Origin of the sequence: Bartonella sp. MU37NMGALS (genome assembly GCF_042194015.1) — a bacterium.
In the GTDB taxonomy this organism is placed as follows: domain Bacteria; phylum Pseudomonadota; class Alphaproteobacteria; order Rhizobiales; family Rhizobiaceae; genus Bartonella; species Bartonella grahamii.
The window spans coordinates 52274-71983 of the sequence record NZ_JBHIML010000004.1; the positions used below are offsets into that span (position 1 = coordinate 52274).

A 19710-nucleotide genomic window follows, 5' to 3' on the forward strand; every position below is an offset into this window, starting at 1 on the left:
TTTTATCTAATGATATATAATCACTTTTTTAAGAGTTTTTTTTTCCGTAAAGTTCAAGGCGGTGATGAATAATATCATAGCCAAGGGACTTTGCAATTTCCTCTTGCAGCTTTTCAATAACATCAGAATGAAACTCGATAACTTGTCCTGTTTCTATATCAATGAGATGATCATGATGTTGCCCATCTGCTTGCTCAAAACGAGATGGACCACCACTAAAGCTATGGCGATGAATTGTTCCATTTCCTTCTAATGTTTTCATGGTTCGATAAACAGTTGAGAGTGAAATACTCGAATCTATTTTGTTTGCACGCTGAAAAATCTCAAATGCATTGGGATGGTCATTTGTATCAGCCAAAATATCAAGAATAACTCGTCGTTGACGTGTTACTCTTAAACCAGCTGTGCGCAATTCTTGCTCATAATTTCGCTTTTTATTCATTTTCATAGTTTGCTTTTCAAACAAAGGCTCCATGACAGTGTTTGTATTTTTTCTCTGAACCGCAAGGACAACGCTCATTACGTCCAACTTTTCCCCATGTGGTTACATCGTTAGGGTCACGATCTTGTGGATTAACAAATCTATTTTCTTGTGATCGTGCCCATAAGGTGGGAGCATTTTCTTGACTTTGATCATTAAAAACAGAAGAAGCAGCATCAGTTTGCTCAGGCATGGTCGGTTCTGTAGGTTGTTGAATGATTTCAAAGCGCATAAGCTTAGAAGTGACAATTCTGCGCAAATTTCTCAACATACTTTGAAAGAGTTCAAAAGATTCTGTCTTATATTCATTGAGCGGATCCCGCTGCGCATAACCACGAAAACCAACAACAGAACGCAAATGGTCTAAACTCACCAGATGTTCACGCCATAACGTGTCAATAGTTTCGAGCAATACTGCCTTGTGAAAATAAGCCATAACTTCTGGAGAATAGCGTTCAGTACGTTCATTTTCAAGTTTTGTAACAGCATCTGATACACGCTCTAAAATCTGCTCCTCGGCAATTCCATCTTCTTTTGCCCATTCTCTTACTGGAAGCTCAAGATTAAAGAGTTGTTGAAGTTCTTCTTCGAGAGTTTTTACATCCCATTTTTCAGAATATGTCCCTGATGGAATATAAGCCTCTACGAGATCCTCTACGACTTCATTGCGCATTTCAAGGATCATTTCTGATAAATCATCTGCGTTCATGATCTCCATACGCTGTTCAAAAATAACCTTGCGTTGATCATTCATGACATCATCATATTTTAGCAGATTTTTACGAATTTCAAAGTTTCGTGCTTCGACCTTTTTTTGTGCTTTTTCAAGGGCTTTATTAATCCATGGATGGATAATAGCTTCATTTTCTTTCAATCCAAGTTTTTGCAGCATACCATCCATACGATTGGAGCCAAAGATACGCATAAGATCATCTTGAAGAGAGAGAAAGAATTTTGAGCGACCTGGATCGCCTTGGCGACCAGAACGTCCACGAAGCTGGTTATCAATACGACGGCTTTCATGACGTTCCGTCGCAATGACGTAAAGACCACCAGCAGCTAAAGCTTTGTCTTTAAGCTTCTGAACATCTTTTTTTATTTCTTCAATTTTAGCTGTCCGCTCTGGACCTTCGGGGATATCCTGTAACTCTTGTCGGATGCGCATTTCAACATTACCACCAAGCTGTATATCCGTACCGCGTCCTGCCATGTTGGTTGCGATGGTGAGAGCTCTAGGAACTCCTGCTTGCGCAATGATGTACGCTTCTTGTTCGTGATAGCGAGCATTTAAGACTCTAAAATCGGTAATGCCTTCTTTTCGCAAACGCTCTGCCAATTGTTCTGACTTTTCAATAGAGGTTGTTCCAACAAGAATAGGCTGTTCTTTTTCGTGTGCTTGACGGATATCACGCACAATTGCCCGATATTTCTCTCCTGCTGTTCGATAAATTTCATCATCTTCATCAATACGTTGTATTGGCAAATTTGTAGGGACTTCAACAACGTCAAGACCATAAATATTTCTGAATTCTTCGGCTTCTGTTGTTGCAGTTCCAGTCATTCCAGATAATTTCCTATACATACGGAAGTAATTTTGGAAAGTGATGGAAGCAAGTGTCTGGTTTTCTGGTTGAATAGCAACATGCTCCTTAGCTTCTAACGCTTGATGAAGTCCTTCAGAATAACGCCGCCCAGGCATCATTCGCCCTGTAAATTCGTCAATAATAACGATTTCATCATTGCGAACAATGTAATCTTTATCGCGAGCAAACAGTTTATGAGCTTTTAGAGCATTATTGACATGATGAACGATAGCGACATTTTCTATGTCATAAAGACTTTCACCTTTAAGATGTCCAGCTTGTTCGAGCATTTTTTCAATTTTTTCAGTACCAACTTCGGTAAAAGTCGTTGTTTTTTGTTTTTCGTCTATTTCATAGTCTTCTGGAGTTAAGGCAGGAATAAATGTATCAATAAGGTTATAGAAGTCAGTACGATCTTCTAGAGGACCAGAAATAATAAGGGGTGTACGGGCTTCATCGATAAGAATCGAATCAACTTCATCAACAATCGCGTAATGATGTCCACGTTGGACCATTTGACTACGATCGAAGGCCATATTATCACGCAAATAATCAAAACCTAGTTCATTATTTGTAGCATAGGTGATGTCGCATGCATAGGCCTCTCGGCGGGCATCACTATCAAGATCATGAAGAATCACGCCTGTTGTAAGCCCTAGAAAACTAAAAATTTTCCCCATTGTTTCAGCATCACGACTGGCGAGATAATCATTTACTGTCACAACATGAACGCCTTTACCTTCCAATGCATTGAGATAAATTGGTAAAGTTGCCATTAATGTTTTACCTTCACCAGTACGCATTTCAGCTATACCACAGTCGTGAAGGACCATTCCACCAATAAGTTGCACGTCAAAAGGACGCATGTCATAAACACGTTTTGCGGCTTCACGAACAGTTGCGAAAGCTTCTGGTAAGAGCAAATCAACACTTTCACCTTCACTAAGACGTTTACGAAAGGCATCTGTTTTTTGGCAAAGCTGCTCATCACTTAATTTTACAAATTGTTCTTCCAAAGCATTAATTTGTGCAACTTTTTGGCGGAGTGCTTTGAGACGTCGCTCATGAGCTGAACCAAAAAACTTACGGGCAAAAACACCTAAACTGACCATCTCTGGCCCTTTCTTTTAATTGTTGTCACTCTTGTTGGGTAATTCATACGCTTTCCCCATACTCTACATTTTCTTCAAGTTATCTGATATTATTAGAGACATCATGAAATGCAGATGGTACCATTATACTTGTTGGTGTGCAATTTTTCACTTTAATTGTAAAGTAGAGATAAGAGGCTAAGCGCTCTATGTCAACTTTAGGTACGCTATTTAACTGATACAATACAAAGTAATTTAAGATACAATATGTCATTTTTCTCTATTATCATGTTTTTCATCTGCATTAGATAGGATTGGAGCAACTGAGATAAAAGGACAATTTTATACTTTTTTAAAATAAAATTACTAATTTATTTCTCTATGTTTAAAGGTTAAAGTGTTATGGTAAAGAAAATTGGAATCTTGAACCTGCCTTCATTTTTAAGGAGTATATTTATGAAATTTAACTTTATCACGCTTTTTTTAGCATCAGCTTTATTGGCAAGTACAAGTTTAGGGGTGAGAGCCCAAGAAGGTTTGAATTCATCGTCGAATGATTTAAAGACTTTGGAGAAAACTTCTGAAAAAGCCGTTTCTCCTTCTCATGTTATGGCGGTTATCGATGGGAAAAATATTACAGCAGGCCAATTGGATGATTTAGCGCTTGAAATAAATCCTAATTTAGCACGTTTTCCTGATGAACAACGCCGTATGATGGTTCTAAAAGCTTATTTAGATATGCAGGCACTTGCAAAAGCAGCAAGAAGCAAAGGTCTTGATAAGACAGAAGCTTACGATAAACGTATGTCAGTCATGCGTGACAATGTTCTTCAACAGCTTTATTTTAAACAGGCGATTGTTGACAAAATCTCGGATACTGATTTGGAAGCTCTTTATAAGCAAGAAGTCGCTGCTTTACCTAAAGAAGATGAGGTTAAAGCGCGTCATATTTTGGTCAAAACAAGAAAAGAAGCAGAATCTATCATTAAGCATTTAAATAAAGGCGAAAATTTTGAAGAGATTGCAAAGAAAAGTTCAACAGATGGTTCTGCTGCTGTTGGAGGTGATCTTGGTTATTTTAGCCATGGTCAAATGGTCAAGCCTTTTGAAGATGCTGCATTTGGTTTAAAAATTGGCGAATACACTAAACAACCCGTTGAAAGTCCTTTTGGTTGGCATATTATTAAATTAGAAGATCGTCGTTTGAAACAACCTCCTGCATTTGATGATGTTAAAGAGATGTTGCGGACACAGCTGATAAAAAAGCGCTATCAAGAACTGATTGTTGATTTGCGTAGCAAGATAGATGTGAAATACCCTGATCCTAATGTTACAAAAATCATGGAATCGCTTCATCAAAATGGAACGCTACTTCCCGATGAGACATCAGATGAAGAAGATACGGAATAGCTAGGAAAAATAAGTGGATAGCCTCTTTAATAGATAATTTGCTAGGTTAGTTTTGTTCAAAAAGCCTAGCAGTTTTCTATGAGGGGTTATTGATCTGCAATTATTTCATTTATTTTTACAGAAAGCATATTGTGGTTTTGAAAATTTCTCCTTTGTCGCCTCAAAAGATCCAGGAGCTTTCTCCCTTATCTGGGGTACGGATAGCAACAGCTGAAGCTGGGATCAAATATAAAGATCGTACAGATCTTCTTTTCATCATATTCGATAAGCCAGTGAGTGTGGCCGGTGTTTTTACCCGTTCAAAATGTCCATCTGCCCCTGTAGAGCATTGTCGTGCATCGCTTCCTCATGGGGTTGCGAGGGGTGTTGTTGTGAATTCTGGAAATGCAAATGCTTTTACAGGAAGCAAAGGAAAGCGCACAACCGATGAAATCATCTGTGCAGCAGCGAACGCTTTAAAGGTTAGAGGAGATGAAATTTTTATAGCTTCTACGGGTGTTATTGGTGAGCCAATGGATGCATCGGGTATTGTCAATCTTTTACCAAGTATGGCAGAGACAGCAGAAGAGGGGAATTGGTTGGAAGCTGCAAAAGCCATAATGACAACGGACACATTTCCAAAACTTGCGACGCGCACTTTTGACTGTGGGGGAGAGAGTGTTACCATTAATGGAATTGCAAAAGGTGCTGGTATGATTGCACCTGATATGGCGACAATGCTGTCATTTGTGGTTAGTGATGCGACTATTTCTTCGGATGCACTCCAATCCATGTTATCAGAGGCAGTTGAGGGTTCTTTCAATTCAATTACTGTTGATAGCGATACCTCAACTTCAGATACGCTTATGTTGTTTGCGACAGGAAAAGAACATTTTCCACGTCTTACAAGTAAATCTGATCCGCGTTATGGAGTTTTTGTGAAACAATTGAGTGCACTTCTGCATGAACTTGCACTACAAGTTGTTTGTGATGGCGAAGGTGCTCGTCATTTAATTGAGGTTAATGTGATGGGCGCTACAACAAACAATGCAGCTAAAACTATTGCTTTATCAATTGCAAATTCACCGCTCGTAAAAACGGCTATTGCCGGTGAAGATGCGAATTGGGGGCGGGTCGTTATGGCAGTTGGGAAGGCCGGTGTTGAAGTCGATCGTGATCTATTGACGATTTGGTTTGGTGAGCATCGTGTGGCCGTGAATGGCGTACGAGATCCTGAGTATTGTGAAGAGACAATAGGTGCTTATATGCAAGGTAAACACATCACAATTCGTGTTGATATCGGTTTGGGTAAGAGCACAGCGACGATTTGGTCTTGCGATTTAACAAAAGAGTACGTTATGATCAATAGCGATTACAGAAGTTAATGGATGCACTCTCTATATTTAACTGCCTATTATTATTTTTTAAAAGAGAATGAGATATGTGCGTTCTTTTTGAGGTAAGGGAATATACTAGAAAGAGACAGTTATCTTTATATTCTCATTGGAGAGTGATATGTATATAAAAAGTCCCCTTCTTCTTGTTGTTGCATGTGCACTGTTAGATCAAGATAATCGTGTTTTGCTTACCAAGCGTCCTGAAGGAAAATCGCTGGCTGGTTTATGGGAGTTTCCTGGTGGAAAGGTTGAGCAAGGTGAAACTCCAGAAATTTCATTGATTCGTGAACTAGAAGAAGAGCTCGGTGTGTATGTTCAGGCAAATAATTTACACCCTTTAACGTTTGCGAGCCATAGCTATACAACATTTCACCTCTTGATGCCGTTGTATCTTTGTTATCATTATGAGGGAGTTGCGCAAGGACGAGAGGGGCAAAATTTAGAATGGGTTTTTGTTAATGATCTTGATAAATACCCTATGCCTGATGCTGATAAACCATTGGTTCAGGTATTGAAAAATCATCTTCTTTAATGTGTTATAAGAAGGAAATATTGTTTAAATATAATTCAATATATTGATTTAAATTGATAATTTATAATTTTTATGTTGAATGGGAAAGTCCAGAGTCGTAATTTTTTTCATTTCAAATCTGTTTTATGTTAAATTAATCAAAATCATTCTTTTGCACGTTCCAAGTGAGGAGGGTCATGTGGATAAAATTATTTAAGAAAGAAATAAAATACGTGCTGAAAGAACTCTCCAATAGCCAAGGGTTATCGCAACATTGAGAATTGGCAAAGTATATAATGATGCTTTTTCACGCGGATCATTGTGAGATGGGTTTGGGTGCACTGAGAGGTATAAGGGGTACTTATTTCATGAGATATCGATAATAGGAAAAATTTCAAAAAATGTTGCTTTTGATTAAGAGGGGGGCATTCTTTAGGTAATGTAGAACGGCATTGTGTTGTATATTCACGAGCTTGTTTAAAAGAGGCATCTCGCAATGCTCCAAAGCCCGTTTCGTGTCGCACTAGTGAATGGTATAACGTTAAAGCCCCCATGGAAATAATGTAAAATCTATTGAGCACCACTATCCTTACGCTTATGAAAGAGTAAGCTGGTCCCAATGTTATTATGATAGCTTTTGGCATTTGAGAGCATTCAGAAGGGATATTCTTACTTATACATCAATGTCGCTTGTGATGAACAAGCAAGCGATTTTGATTGATTCAACATAAAAACCGATTTGAAATGAGAGAATTTTACGATATTTGGAATTCTTGACACAGAATGAATGATGGATAATTATCCTTATAAATCAATTTATTATATAACAAAAACATCCAATTAATTATTTTTATAGGAGGCATGTATTAAGTTTCTTGCATTGGACGACGTTTTGCGATGGGATATTGATTTTTTTTAGCGATACGCGTAATTGCCTCTTCCAGTGGCTCGATCATAACGTCCATGGAAAAACCATTTGCATGAATAATATTTTCATGATCAACCATAATAGCAACATGATCTTTCCAAAAAATTAAATCGCCTCGTTGAAGTTTATCAGTATCTGTAAGAGGACTGCCTATAGTTTCTTGCTGCATATCGGTGTCACGTAAAACTATTTGATCGGTCATCATCATAGAGAGTTGAATGAGTCCCGAACAATCAATTCCAAAACCGCTGACACCACCCCAAAGATAAGGTGTACGGATAAAGGTTTCTGCAACTGTGACATAATCTTCGTATACACGTCCAATGGGGCTGAGATGGCTTGTAATGATTGCTGTTCCATTTTCAAGAATAGAATACATTGTGTCACGGACTTCAATTTCATCAACAACACTGACTTTGCTTCCCATAGATAATGGGGACACTATTGGTCCACGTAAGTCAGCGTGTAAATATTTAAATGTACGTGGTACTGAAACTATATGCGTTTGTTTTATAGTTGATGTACAAAGGGCTGTTGTATCAATATAACCAACATAACCATCTTTGAGGGATTGTCCCCACGACATCGTTTCCCCTTGTTCAAAAATGAGAAGTTCTTCTCCCAATAAGCATTCTGTTTGTCTTTCACTTTTTTTACTATTTTCTTTAAAAAGTCCAGCGACCGCTGTATTAACACGTCTTTTTTCACCTTGAACAAAGCGCTGGGCTGTAATTTCTGTTTCAAGACGTTGATCTGCTAGATCATTTCTGAATGCATAAAGTCTTGGGTCTTTAGAGATCATCTTTTTGCTTCCATTTTGTTACTTCTTACTTTTAAACAAACTCATGAAAACTCTATTGGTAAGGTTTTTATCCTCAAACAAAACTAAGAACACAGTTTAAGACGATTGCAATTATTCTTTAAGATGCAAAATTGTCTATCTTTGTGGATATTGTGTGTCAAACTTCATTTTTAAATATATTATAAAGGGCACGAATAGTTTGTGCTGATCCACCAATAGGGTATCCTGGTTTTTCTTTTGGAACCCATCCATAAAGGTCAAAATGCGCAAAATGTTCAGCTTTTTCAACAAAAGAATTAAGAAATAAAGCAGCCGTTATAGAGCCAGCAAAGCTATTTCCAGTTACATTGTTAAGATCAGCAATTGGTGATGATAACATCTCTTGATAAGGTTTCCAAAGGGGCATTGGCCAAAGAGGATCAAAAACAGCGTGAGCAGATTCAGAAATTTGTTGTGCCCATATTGAATCATTACAATAAAATGCGGGAAGATCTGGTCCTAATGCTATACGCGCTGCCCCTGTTAAAGTAGCCATACAAAGCATGAATTGTGGACTTTCTTCATCACCATAGGCGAGCGCATCTGCAAGGACAAGTCGCCCTTCAGCGTCTGTATTACCTACTTCAACACTTAAGCCTTTACGACTCTTGAGAATATCACCTGGTCGGTAAGCATTCGCAGAAATTGCATTTTCTACAGCTGGAATCAAAACACTTAGACGGAAAGGCAATTTGGCATCCATGATAAGTTTAGCCAATCCCAAAACGTTTGCTCCGCCCCCCATATCTTTTTTCATAAGCAACATGTTATTGGCTGATTTAATATCGAGCCCTCCCGTATCAAAAGTTACCCCTTTTCCTACCAACGTTATTTTAGGATGATGTTCTTGCCCCCAGTGTAACTCAATCAGTCGCGGTGCAGTACTGCCTGCTCGTCCTACGGCATGAATCATCGGAAAGTTATGGGTTAAGAGATCATCTCCACAAATACTTTGGATATGAGCACCGTAGATTTTTCCTAGTTTTCGTACTTCTTTTTCGAGAGCATCAGGGGTCATATCATTGGCTGGAATATTGATGAGATCACGGACGAAAAAGACAGCTTCATAAATTCGTTGGAGTTCATTAAGATCAACGGCCTCATTGACATGGATGGATAATGATTTGAAAGAAGAATTTTGACGATAGCGATTAAATTGATAACTACCGAATGCTAATCCAAGATAGGCATTTATTTCATCAGAGGTTGTACCTTCTAAATGCCATTGACCAGCAGGAAGTTTTTGAGAAAGAAGTCCTGTGATAAAGGGATCGTTACCATTGCCAATTCCAAATAAAACTTTTTTTAAATGCCCAGTTTCGTGAGGAACAAAGAGTACTTGTCCTGCTTTACCAGTAAAGTCATTAACTTTTATCCATGCTGTTGTTGCCGCATCAAGTGATAGATTGGCAAGAGTTCTTTGGTTTACCAAGATGATAGGGCAACTGTTATCGATACGCGTTGAGGTAAAATGAACGTGATAGTGCTGCATAGTTATGAGTTCCTTATAGTCGTCTAAGTGCGACATACTCGACCAAATGATTTTTCCCTTTTCGTAGAATGAGATTGGATCGTGGTCGTGTTGGCAATATATTTTCTTGTAAATTTTTTAAATTAATTGTTTGCCAAAGATCCTCAGCGATTTTTGAGGCTTCTTTTTCACTGAGCTGGGCATAACGATGAAAATAGGATTCAGGATTTTGAAAAGCTGTTTTACGCAAACGTTTAAAGCGTTCCAAATACCAGTGACGAATGACTTCTGTTTCGGCATCGACATAGATTGAAAAATCAAAAAAATCTGATACGAAAGGAATAGCTTTCCCATCTTTAGGAAGATCACTGACCTGTAATACATTAATACCTTCAACAATTAAAATATCAGGACGATCAATGGTAATTGTCTGATTTTCTAGAACATCATAGGTCATATGTGAGTAAAGCGGGGCACGAACATTTCCGATACCTGCTTTTATAGCCGAAAGAAAGCACAGCAATTTCTTAATGTCATAGGAATCAGGAAATCCTTTACGATTCATACGATTTTTTTGCTGTAAGATTGCATTAGGATAGAGAAAACCATCCGTTGTGATCAGATCAACTTTAATGCTAGATGCCCATCGTTTCAACAGTTCTTGAATAATGCGAGCCGTGGTTGATTTTCCTACTGCTACAGAACCAGCAATTCCAATAATAAAGGGCGTTTTTCTACTCTCTTCTTGATGGAGAAACTGCTGACGTTTGTGAAAAAGTTCCTGTACTGCTTCAACATGGCATGCTAACAGACGCGATAAAGAAAGATAAATGCGTTGGACTTCTTTAAGATCGATAGGATCATCAATAGAGCGCAAACGCTTAATTTCATCAAAAGTCAAAGTAAGAGGTGTGTCTGCGCGAAACTCTGACCATTCTTGTGCAGTAAAAACACGATAGGGTGAATATCGGTCAGAAACGCATTTGACCAGATTATCTTCCTGATTAATTTTTTGTATAGTCGTATCAATCATTTGTATTGGACGAGAATTTTTTGCCGCAGCAATCGATTAAAAGTGGACAAGATGAGCGGCTTGATTTTCAAATAAATTTTGTTTTGCATGCTCTCTTCTTTAAGATAATAGATCATTTTTCATTAACTTATAGTCCAGTCATTCCAGTTTGCACGGATTTGTGCTAATGAGTGCCCTTGCGATAAAAACGCCCATAAAAGTAGACGCGCCTTTACGGCTGATAAATAACCAGACATGAGAGCACCAGAAGCAATCATATCGATTTCTGAGCCTTTATAGCCATAAGTTATACGAGTTGTTGAGCCATTACAACAACGACTAGCAATAATGATTGGTATTTTTTGTGCATATTGTTGCACAAGGTCGGCTTCTTGAAAACTACAGTGTCCTGCACCAAAACCAGCAATAACAACTCCAGCATAATACCCACTTTCAAGGCATAGTTTCATTAATTGTGCATCAGATGATAAAGAGGAATAGAGGAGTGCAATTTGATGATCGTGGTTTTGGGGGAGATCAAACGTTGTCGGAAAAAGTTTTTGATCATTGAAATAAATAAGTTTTCCCTCTAAAATAGTTCCTAAAATACCTACAAGACCTGATTGAAATGTTTCGACTTTGACGGTATGGCTTTTATAAAGCCAATAAGGTGAATGAATTGTATCATTTATGACAACAAGAACGCCCCTGTTACGACTTTGTGGAGCTGCTGCGACACGAGTGGCTGCTAAAATATTGGCCGGGCCGTCCGCACCTGCTTCATGAGGCATGCGCATAGCGCCGGTTATGATGAGTGGTTCAGCTTCCTTCCAATAAAGAGAAAGAAAAAAAGCTGTTTCTTCCAGAGTATCAGTCCCTTGTGTTAAAACAATACCTTCTGCACCAGCGTTTATTTGTTGTTTTGCCCACTCGATTATTTCAAAAAGAATTTGAAACGATAAAGATCCACTTGGTATTTGCATTAATGTTTGTGCATGAATATCAGCAACGTTATTTAAATCAGGAACACTTTTTATGAGGTTATCTGAAGTTAAAGTCGGTTTCATGTGACCAAAACGATCAGCAGTCATTGCAATTGTTCCACCTAAGGTCCCTATGGCTATTTTTTTCATAATTTTCCTCTAAAAGGCACAAACTGTTTATATAAAGCTATTTAGCAGTAATTTACATTGACAACAATGATATCATTTTTCCATTTTCAACAAATTGAGTTATGCTGAATCATTGTGTTTTGCTGTATATGTTCTTAAATAGGACAATAGTAGTTGAGTTTTACATTGTATGAAAAGAAATCAATATTAAAAAGTAAAGTTAATATTAAGGAGTCTCCTTATGACAGAACATAAGCCAGACATAATGTATGGTACAACAATTATTACGGTACGAAAAGGTGGAAAAGTCGTGATGGCCGGTGATGGTCAGGTCTCTCTTGGGCAGACAATTATGAAAGGTAATGCACGTAAAGTGCGTCGTCTTGGAAAGAACGGAGTGGTTATTGCTGGTTTTGCTGGTGCTACGGCAGATGCTTTCACATTACTGGAAAGATTGGAAACAAAGCTTGAACAATATCCTGATCAGCTTATGCGTGCCTGTGTAGAACTTGCAAAAGATTGGCGAACAGATCGCTATTTGCGTCGTCTCGAAGCAATGATGCTCGTGGCTGATAAGAAAGTAACTTTGGCTCTAACAGGGCTTGGTGATGTTTTAGAACCAGAAGATGGGGTTATGGCAATTGGCTCTGGAGGAAATTTTGCTCTTTCAGCAGCGCGTGCACTCATGGACTTGGATTTGGATGCAGAAACTATTGCTCGTAAAGCTATGGCTATTGCCGCTAAAATTTGTGTTTACACCAATGATCATTTTACGATTGAAACATTGGATGCAGAATTATCTTCTTTAGAGAAAGCTATTTAAATGTGTGTTGTATTTTCCCCTCGCGAGACTGTTTCTGAACTTGATCGTTTTATTATTGGCCAAAATGATGCCAAACGCTCTGTAGCTATTGCACTGCGCAATCGGTGGCGTAGACAACAGCTTGATGAGCCGATGCGTGAAGAAGTTATGCCAAAAAATATTTTAATGATAGGGCCAACAGGTGTTGGTAAAACTGGTATTGCACGTCGATTAGCAAAACTTTCTGGAGCACCTTTTGTTAAAGTAGAAGCGACTAAATTTACTGAAGTTGGTTATGTGGGACGTGATGTTGAGCAAATTATTCGAGATCTTGTTGAAATTGCCATTTCTCTTGTGCGTGAAAAGAAACGGGATGAAATAAATGAAAAGGCTCACGTGAATGCTGAAGAGCGCGTTCTAGACGCCCTTGTTGGTAAAACAGCCAGTCCTGCCACCCGTGATAGTTTTCGCAAAAAATTGCGTGAAGGTGAATTGGATGAGAAAGAGATTGAAATTGAAGTCGCCGATAATAATAGCAATAGTGCTTCAACCTTTGATATTCCTGGTATGCCTGGGGCGCAAATGGGTATTATGAATTTATCAGATATTTTGGGAAAAATGGGCAGTCGTACAAAAGTCCGTAAGACGACAGTAAGGGATGCTTTTAAGCCGCTTATTGATGATGAATCTGAAAAACTCCTTGATCAGGATCAAATTATTCAAGAAGCGCTTCGTGTTGCTGAAAATGACGGGATTGTTTTTATTGACGAGATTGATAAAATTGCAACTAGGGATGGTGGAGCTAGTGCTGCCGTTTCACGTGAGGGCGTTCAACGTGATCTTTTGCCTTTGGTTGAAGGAACAACGGTTAGTACAAAATATGGGCAAATCAAAACAGATCATATTCTTTTTATTGCCTCAGGTGCATTTCATGTTTCTAAGCCATCTGATTTATTACCGGAACTTCAAGGACGTTTGCCCATCCGTGTGGAGCTCAACCCTTTAACAAGAGAAGATTTACGGCGCATTCTAACAGAACCAGAAGCTAGTTTGATTAAACAATATATTGCTCTTATGGCAACAGAAGAGGTTCATTTGGAAATTACCGATGATGCAATTGATGCTTTAGCAGATATTGCTGTAGATTTAAATGCAAGGATTGAAAATATAGGGGCACGTCGTTTGCAAACAGTGATGGAGCGCGTTTTGGATGAAATTTCTTTCACGGCACCTGATAAAGCTGGAACATCGTTTACAATTGATGCCGCTTATGTGAGAAAATCTATTGGTGAGCTTGCTGCTGATATCGATCTTTCACGCTTTATTCTTTGAAAGTTATAGCTTGTTCTGTTTATCTGCGTGCTTCGATAATTTTGAAACCATGGGCTTGTTCATGTATCAACACTGTGCGGAAAATATTTTTTAATAATGTTTCATAAGGCAGGTGGCGGTTTGCAACAAAAAGCAGACTGCCGCCTGGTTTTAGACACTTTGCAGCATTTATAATAAAATTTTTTCCTAATGAAATATCTGTCGTTTGTTGCGTGTGAAAGGGTGGGTTTGAAATGATGGTGTCATACAGATTTGTGATAGGTTCATGCACAAGGTCGTGCCAATAAAAATGAATTGAAAAAGGAGCTGTTATGGATTTAAGGTGCTGTTGTGCTGCTCTCAAAGCGTTGTAGTCTGCTTCATAAAGGTCGAGAGCGGTGAGTTTTTCACTTCTTTCAAGCGCAACGTGAGAAAGATAGCCCCATCCAGCACCAAAATCAGCCGTTTTTCCAGAAATAACTTTGGGCATATAAGAAGCAAGTGCAGCAGATCCCGGATCAATACGTCCGTGTGAGAACATACCAGAAGTGGTTTGAAATTTACCAAAAGTGAGCGGTGGTAAGCGCAATTGTGCAATGTTATGTCTCTTAATTTGTTGAGGAACTTGCAACCAAAATACAAGACCATGATTTTTAGACAATTTGTTGGTGATGGGAACAATTGTTTTAACCCACTTCATCATTGAAGCAGCACCAGCAGTTTTATTCCCACTGATTACAATCCATCCATTGGGTTTAACGCATTCTAATAAATCAAGAAAACAATTTTGGTTAAAACCACGATATTTGCTCAAATGTAAAAATGCACCATCATAGCTGCAGGTTTTATCTATTTGAGGAGAGCAGTGAAATGGAGTATCGACAAATTTTAAAAAATCTGGTCGCCAAGGCGTAATAACTTTTAAATTCTGTGCCCATTCTGGAGTTGGGATTTCTGTTAAACCGAAACCTAACCAACATTGGTTTGGATCAGGATACGGGAGTTCATGATTTCCAAAAGGCAAAAATAATAACACACATGACTCTTTCAAAGAAAAATGCCACTCCAATGTTGGGATGGCATTTCATGATACGATAAGAGGAAAAACCTACTCTTCTTTTTTCTTACGGCGGCGCTTATTTTCAGGTTGTTTTTTTTCATCTACGCACTTTTCTTCATTTATCGCTTTATCACCGGTTATTTCCTTTCCGGTTTTTTGATCAACAACCTTCATTGATAACCGAACTTTTCCACGCTCATCAAAGCCCATTAATTTAACCCAAACTTTGTCACCTTCTTTTACAATATCGGTTGTTTTGGTGACGCGTTCTGATGCAAGCTGAGAGATATGAACGAGTCCATCACGAGAACCAAAGAAGTTTATAAATGCACCAAATTCTGCGGTTTTTACAACTGTTCCTTGGTAGATAGCACCAACTTCAGGCTCATCAACAATAGAATGGATCCAGCGTTTTGCTGCTTCAATGGTTTTAGCATCAGCAGAAGCAATTTTAATGGTACCATCATCTTCAATATTAATTTTTGCTCCAGTTTGTTCCACGATTTCCCGAATAACTTTACCACCAGAGCCGATAACATCACGGATTTTATCGACAGAAATATTCATAACTTCGATTCGTGGAGAAAATTCACTCAGCTCAGCACGTGCACTGGTTAAAGCTTTTGCCATCTCATTAAGGATATGGATTCTGCCACCTTTGGCTTGTTCAAGCGCGATTTTCATAATCTCTTCGGTAATACCATCAATTTTGATATCCATTTGCAAGGCAGTAATACCATTTTCTGTTCCTGCAACTTTAAAATCCATATCTCCAAGATGATCTTCATCCCCTAAAATATCAGAAAGAACAGCAAAGCGTTCTCCTTCTTTAATCAAGCCCATAGCAATACCAGCAACAGGGCGTGCTAAAGGAACACCAGCATCCATGAGAGCAAGTGAGGTCCCACAAACCGTTGCCATAGAAGAAGATCCATTGGATTCTGTGATTTCTGAGACAGCACGAATGGTATAAGGAAAAGATTCTTTCGTTGGCAACATGGGGTGAATTGCCCGCCATGCCAATTTGCCATGTCCAATTTCACGACGACCAGGAGAACCAAGGCGTCCCGTTTCACCCACTGAAAATGGTGGGAAATTGTAGTGGAGAAGGAATGTTTCCTTATACATTCCGGTTAAGGAATCAACATATTGTTCATCTTCACCAGTTCCTAGTGTTGCAACGACAATAGCTTGTGTTTCTCCGCGGGTAAAGAGTGCTGATCCATGTGTGCGGGGTAAAATACTTACTTCTGATTGGATAGGGCGCACTGTAGAAAGATTGCGTCCATCAATCCGCTTTTGGGTATCAAGAATGTTCCCGCGAACAATTTTTGCTTGCAACTGTTTAAATACGGTTGCAACTTGATCTGCACTAAACTTACAGTCTTCTTCTGTTTTGGGAATAAATTTATTGAGGATTTCTGTCTTTAGCGCATCAATTGCAGCATAACGTTCTTGCTTATCGGTAATTGTGTAAGCCTTTCGTATATCCTGTTCTGCCATTTTCTGCATTGCTTTTTCCAGTTCAGAAAGATCTTCAGGAACAAAATCACGAGGATCTTTTGCAGCAACTTCAGCAAGCTTTATAATGGCATCAAGGACAGGTTGAAGGCCTTTATGACCAAACATCACGGCACCTAACATGATATCTTCCGGTAATTCTTGTGCTTCTGATTCAACCATCAAAACAGCACTTTCTGTTCCAGCAACAACAAGATCAAGTTTTGATTCAGGCATTTCATCGATATGAGGATTGAGAACATATTGTCCATTACAATAGCCAACGCGGGCACCTGCTATAGGGCCCATGAAAGGAACACCTGACAGGGTCAATGCGGCAGAAGATGCAATCATCGCAAGGATATCGGGATTGTTTTCGAGATCATGCTGTATAACGGAAACAATAACTTGCGTATCATTTTTATATCCCTCAACGAAAAGGGGACGAATTGGGCGATCAATCAAACGTGAAACCAAAGTTTCATTTTCACTTGGTCGACTTTCACGTTTTAAATAGCCCCCAGGTATTCTACCAACAGCATAGGATTTTTCTTGATAATTAACAGTGAGTGGAAAAAAATCCTGGTCTGGTTTTGGGTTTTTGGCTGATACAACGGTTGCTAAGACAATGGTTTCTCCATAGGTAGCAATCACTGCACCATCAGCTTGACGTGCTATTTTCCCTGTTTCAAGGGTGAGAGGACGCCCAGCCCATTCAATTTCTATCTTGTGCGTTTTGAACATTTTTTATCCTTAATGACCAGTGTTTAAATCTTTGATTGCTCACATTCTGGTTTTGCGTAGCATATTTCCAAGCTCTGGGGTGGACAACATACTTTTTATCTTTGTTGCGATAAGAGAGAAATAAACTGCCTTAAATGCGAAACGATGAGCAGTCCTATCCCATAATACTTTGTCAGTTTTTAAAATTTTTAATTAAAAGCAACACGTTGAAAAATGGGTGGCTTTTTAAACACCACCTCCATTTTTCTTTTAGCGACGCAAACCTAACTTCTTGATAAGTGTCTGATAACGATTTTGGTCAACTCCTTTAAGATAATCAAGAAGGCGCCGGCGTTGAGACACCATCTTCAAAAGACCACGACGAGAATGATTATCTTTTTTGTGAGATTTAAAGTGATTTGTTAAATTAGAAATACGTTCAGAAAGTACAGCAATCTGTACTTCTGGTGATCCTGTATCACCAACTTTATTTGCATATTCTGCGACAAGAGCTTGTTTACGTTCAGCTGTAATCGACATCGTATTATCCTTTCCAAAAATGAAGAAACACAAAGTCACCCATAGCCGAGATGTCGTTCAGCAAGGGTCTGCGAGGAAACAAGAAGAGTCGAAGACTCTTACCTATTTTCGTCCTTATATAGGAAAGAAGGTTAAAATACTAGTCCTTGACAGTATTTTGAAGGCTTTCTTTAAATAAAAGCTTTTATTTTGAAATATTGATTTAAATAGAGATTTATGAGAAGTTTTTTAAAGAATTATGCATCCTTTTAATACAAAGATTATGAGCGCGTGTGTGGTAACAAAAGTGATAAATACCGATTTGGAGGAAAAAGATGCAGAGCATTTCAACATTAAAGCTTTTTCGTAATTCGGTATTTCGAAATTTATGGTCATCTACTCTTATTTCTAATTTAGGGGGACTGATACAGGCTGTTGGAGCAGGGTGGTTAATGGCATTGATTAGTTCTTCGCACTCCATGGTTGGGCTTGTTCAAAGTGCCACAACATTACCACTTGTTATGTTTTCTTTGATGGCAGGGGCATTAGCTGATAATTTTAATCGGCGTCAAATTATGTTGTGTGCGCAGATTATGATGATGGTTATATCCATGAGTTTATCTGTTTTAGCCTATATGGGATTTCTAACACCTTGGCTTTTGTTATGTTTTACATTTTTGATTGGATGTGGCACAGCTTTTTATAATCCTTCGTGGCAAGCAACGATAGGGGATATTGTGAGCAGGGAAAATATTCCTGCTGCTGTTAGTTTGAATAGTGTCGGCTTTAATTTGATGCGGAGTGTTGGTCCTGCTATTGGTGGTGCCATCATTGCAACTTTGGGGGCATCTGCTGCTTTTTTATTTAATGCTATAAGCTATATTCCTCTTATCGGTGCGTTGTTTTTCTGGAAGTCGAATTATAAAAAAAACTCATTGCCACGAGAAAGGCTTTTAGGAGCTGTCTCAGATGGTTTGCGTTATGTTGCGATGTCACCTAATCTCCTGAGTATTATGGTTCGAGCGTTCCTTTTTGGTATAGGAGCTATTTCTATTTTAGCACTTTTGCCAATTGTTGCGCATAAAGTTCTTGGAGGAAGTGCCCTTCTTTATGGTACATTGCTCGGTTGTTTTGGATTAGGAGCCATGACAGCAGGTATTATTAATGCAGTTGTACGGCATCATTTTCGTTCAGAAACAATTATTGCAAGTGCATTTATTGGTTTCGCCTTTTCTTGCTTTTTATTGGGAATCAGCCGTTCACTGGTTATAAGCCATATTGCTTTATTTCCTGCAGGTTTATGTTGGGTTTTAGCATTATCATTGTTTAATACATCTGTACAACTCTCTACACCACGCTGGGTTGTTGCACGTTCTTTAGCACTTTATCAAACGGCGTCTTATGGGGGGATGGCTATTGGAAGTGCAATCTGTGGAGGTTTAGCTGATGGTTATTCTCCAACAATTGCTTTGAGTGTTTGTTCTCTATTCTTGATTTTTGGTGCTCTTGCGGGGGTAAAATTTAGAATTCAAGAAATTCCTCAGATAGATTTAAATCCTCTTGATTATTTTAGAGAGCCCGAATTATTGCTCGACCTCAAAGCAAGAAGTGGCCCGATCATGATAATGATTGATTATCAAATTCATGAAAATGATCTCGAAGAGTTTCTCAAAGTGATGACGCGTCGACGCCATATTCGGTTACGTGATGGTGCGCGTCAGTGGGTCCTTTTACGAGATCTTGAAAGACCTGAGTATTGGACAGAGGCTTATCATATGCCAACATGGGTAGATTATTTACGCCATAATTATCGTCGTACAAAAGCGGATGCAGAAGTTAATAAGCGTTTGCGTTATTTAAATTGTGCTCCTAACGGCATAAGAGTGCACCGTATGATTGAACGCCAAACAATACCCCAAGCCAATGAGATGCTTTTAAAAGTCTCCTCTGATCATCTCCCTTAGGGTTAAAACAGTTTT

General features: G+C 38.7%; 15 protein-coding genes. 6 read left to right on the top strand and 9 right to left on the bottom strand.

The annotated features are described in order from the left end of the window. Window positions 1-28: 28 nt before the first annotated feature. Window positions 29-520 (bottom strand): Fur family transcriptional regulator, encoded by a 492-nt coding sequence (locus tag ACFIJP_RS03710; RefSeq protein WP_375625603.1) that lies wholly within the window; start codon window positions 518-520, stop codon window positions 29-31. Continuing rightward, window positions 459-3176: a preprotein translocase subunit SecA gene (secA, locus tag ACFIJP_RS03715; RefSeq protein WP_375625605.1), complete on the bottom strand. Its 2718-nt coding sequence runs from the start codon at window positions 3174-3176 to the stop codon at window positions 459-461. The genes ACFIJP_RS03710 and secA overlap by 62 nt, the downstream gene beginning before the upstream one ends. Window positions 3177-3611: 435 nt before the next feature. On the opposite strand from secA, the gene ACFIJP_RS03720 reads away from it, so the two are divergent. From ACFIJP_RS03720 to mutT, 3 genes are all read left to right on the top strand, one after another. Next, the gene (locus tag ACFIJP_RS03720; RefSeq protein ID WP_375625607.1) at window positions 3612-4565 is read left to right on the top strand and encodes a peptidylprolyl isomerase; all 954 of its coding nucleotides are present in this window, start codon (window positions 3612-3614) and stop codon (window positions 4563-4565) included. Window positions 4566-4696: 131 nt separating this feature from the next. Further along, window positions 4697-5929 carry a bifunctional glutamate N-acetyltransferase/amino-acid acetyltransferase ArgJ gene (argJ, locus tag ACFIJP_RS03725; RefSeq protein ID WP_375625609.1) on the top strand — a complete coding sequence of 411 codons (1233 nt, stop codon included), beginning with the start codon at window positions 4697-4699 and terminating at the stop codon, window positions 5927-5929. Window positions 5930-6059: 130 nt separating this feature from the next. Then, on the top strand, window positions 6060-6473 hold the full coding sequence (gene mutT / locus ACFIJP_RS03730; protein WP_375625611.1) for an 8-oxo-dGTP diphosphatase MutT: 414 nt from the start codon (window positions 6060-6062) through the stop codon (window positions 6471-6473). A gap of 845 nt (window positions 6474-7318) precedes the next feature. Here the strand turns inward: mutT and ACFIJP_RS03735 are convergent. From ACFIJP_RS03735 to ACFIJP_RS03750, 4 genes are all read right to left on the bottom strand, one after another. Continuing rightward, window positions 7319-8182: an NlpC/P60 family protein gene (locus tag ACFIJP_RS03735; RefSeq protein WP_375625613.1), complete on the bottom strand. Its 864-nt coding sequence runs from the start codon at window positions 8180-8182 to the stop codon at window positions 7319-7321. A gap of 157 nt (window positions 8183-8339) precedes the next feature. After that, window positions 8340-9713 (bottom strand): M17 family metallopeptidase, encoded by a 1374-nt coding sequence (locus ACFIJP_RS03740; protein WP_375625615.1) that lies wholly within the window; start codon window positions 9711-9713, stop codon window positions 8340-8342. Window positions 9714-9726: 13 nt separating this feature from the next. Then, complete coding sequence (coaA, locus tag ACFIJP_RS03745) at window positions 9727-10725, bottom strand: type I pantothenate kinase (protein ID WP_375625617.1); 999 nt, start codon at window positions 10723-10725, stop codon at window positions 9727-9729. A 122-nt stretch (window positions 10726-10847) separates the two neighbouring features. After that, window positions 10848-11837 (bottom strand): asparaginase, encoded by a 990-nt coding sequence (locus ACFIJP_RS03750; protein WP_375625619.1) that lies wholly within the window; start codon window positions 11835-11837, stop codon window positions 10848-10850. 220 nt (window positions 11838-12057) lie between these two features. Here ACFIJP_RS03750 and hslV point away from each other — a divergent pair, with 220 nt between their 5' ends. Beyond that, window positions 12058-12639 carry an ATP-dependent protease subunit HslV gene (gene hslV, locus ACFIJP_RS03755; protein ID WP_012754621.1) on the top strand — a complete coding sequence of 194 codons (582 nt, stop codon included), beginning with the start codon at window positions 12058-12060 and terminating at the stop codon, window positions 12637-12639. After that, window positions 12640-13950, top strand: a complete 1311-nt coding sequence (gene hslU, locus ACFIJP_RS03760) for an ATP-dependent protease ATPase subunit HslU (RefSeq protein ID WP_375625621.1) — start codon at window positions 12640-12642, stop codon at window positions 13948-13950. 19 nt (window positions 13951-13969) lie between these two features. Here hslU and ACFIJP_RS03765 read toward each other — a convergent pair whose 3' ends face one another. The 3 genes from ACFIJP_RS03765 to rpsO all read right to left on the bottom strand — a co-directional run bounded on the left by ACFIJP_RS03765 (window position 13970) and on the right by rpsO (window position 17752). After that, window positions 13970-14965, bottom strand: coding sequence for a class I SAM-dependent methyltransferase (locus ACFIJP_RS03765; RefSeq protein ID WP_375625623.1), 996 nt, complete (start codon window positions 14963-14965; stop codon window positions 13970-13972). A gap of 72 nt (window positions 14966-15037) precedes the next feature. Beyond that, on the bottom strand, window positions 15038-17233 hold the full coding sequence (gene pnp, locus ACFIJP_RS03770; protein ID WP_375625625.1) for a polyribonucleotide nucleotidyltransferase: 2196 nt from the start codon (window positions 17231-17233) through the stop codon (window positions 15038-15040). A gap of 249 nt (window positions 17234-17482) precedes the next feature. Further along, the gene (gene rpsO / locus ACFIJP_RS03775; protein WP_005774142.1) at window positions 17483-17752 is read right to left on the bottom strand and encodes a 30S ribosomal protein S15; all 270 of its coding nucleotides are present in this window, start codon (window positions 17750-17752) and stop codon (window positions 17483-17485) included. A gap of 314 nt (window positions 17753-18066) precedes the next feature. Here rpsO and ACFIJP_RS03780 point away from each other — a divergent pair, with 314 nt between their 5' ends. Continuing rightward, complete coding sequence (locus ACFIJP_RS03780) at window positions 18067-19695, top strand: MFS transporter (RefSeq protein ID WP_375625627.1); 1629 nt, start codon at window positions 18067-18069, stop codon at window positions 19693-19695. The last annotated feature ends 15 nt before the right edge of the window (window positions 19696-19710 follow it).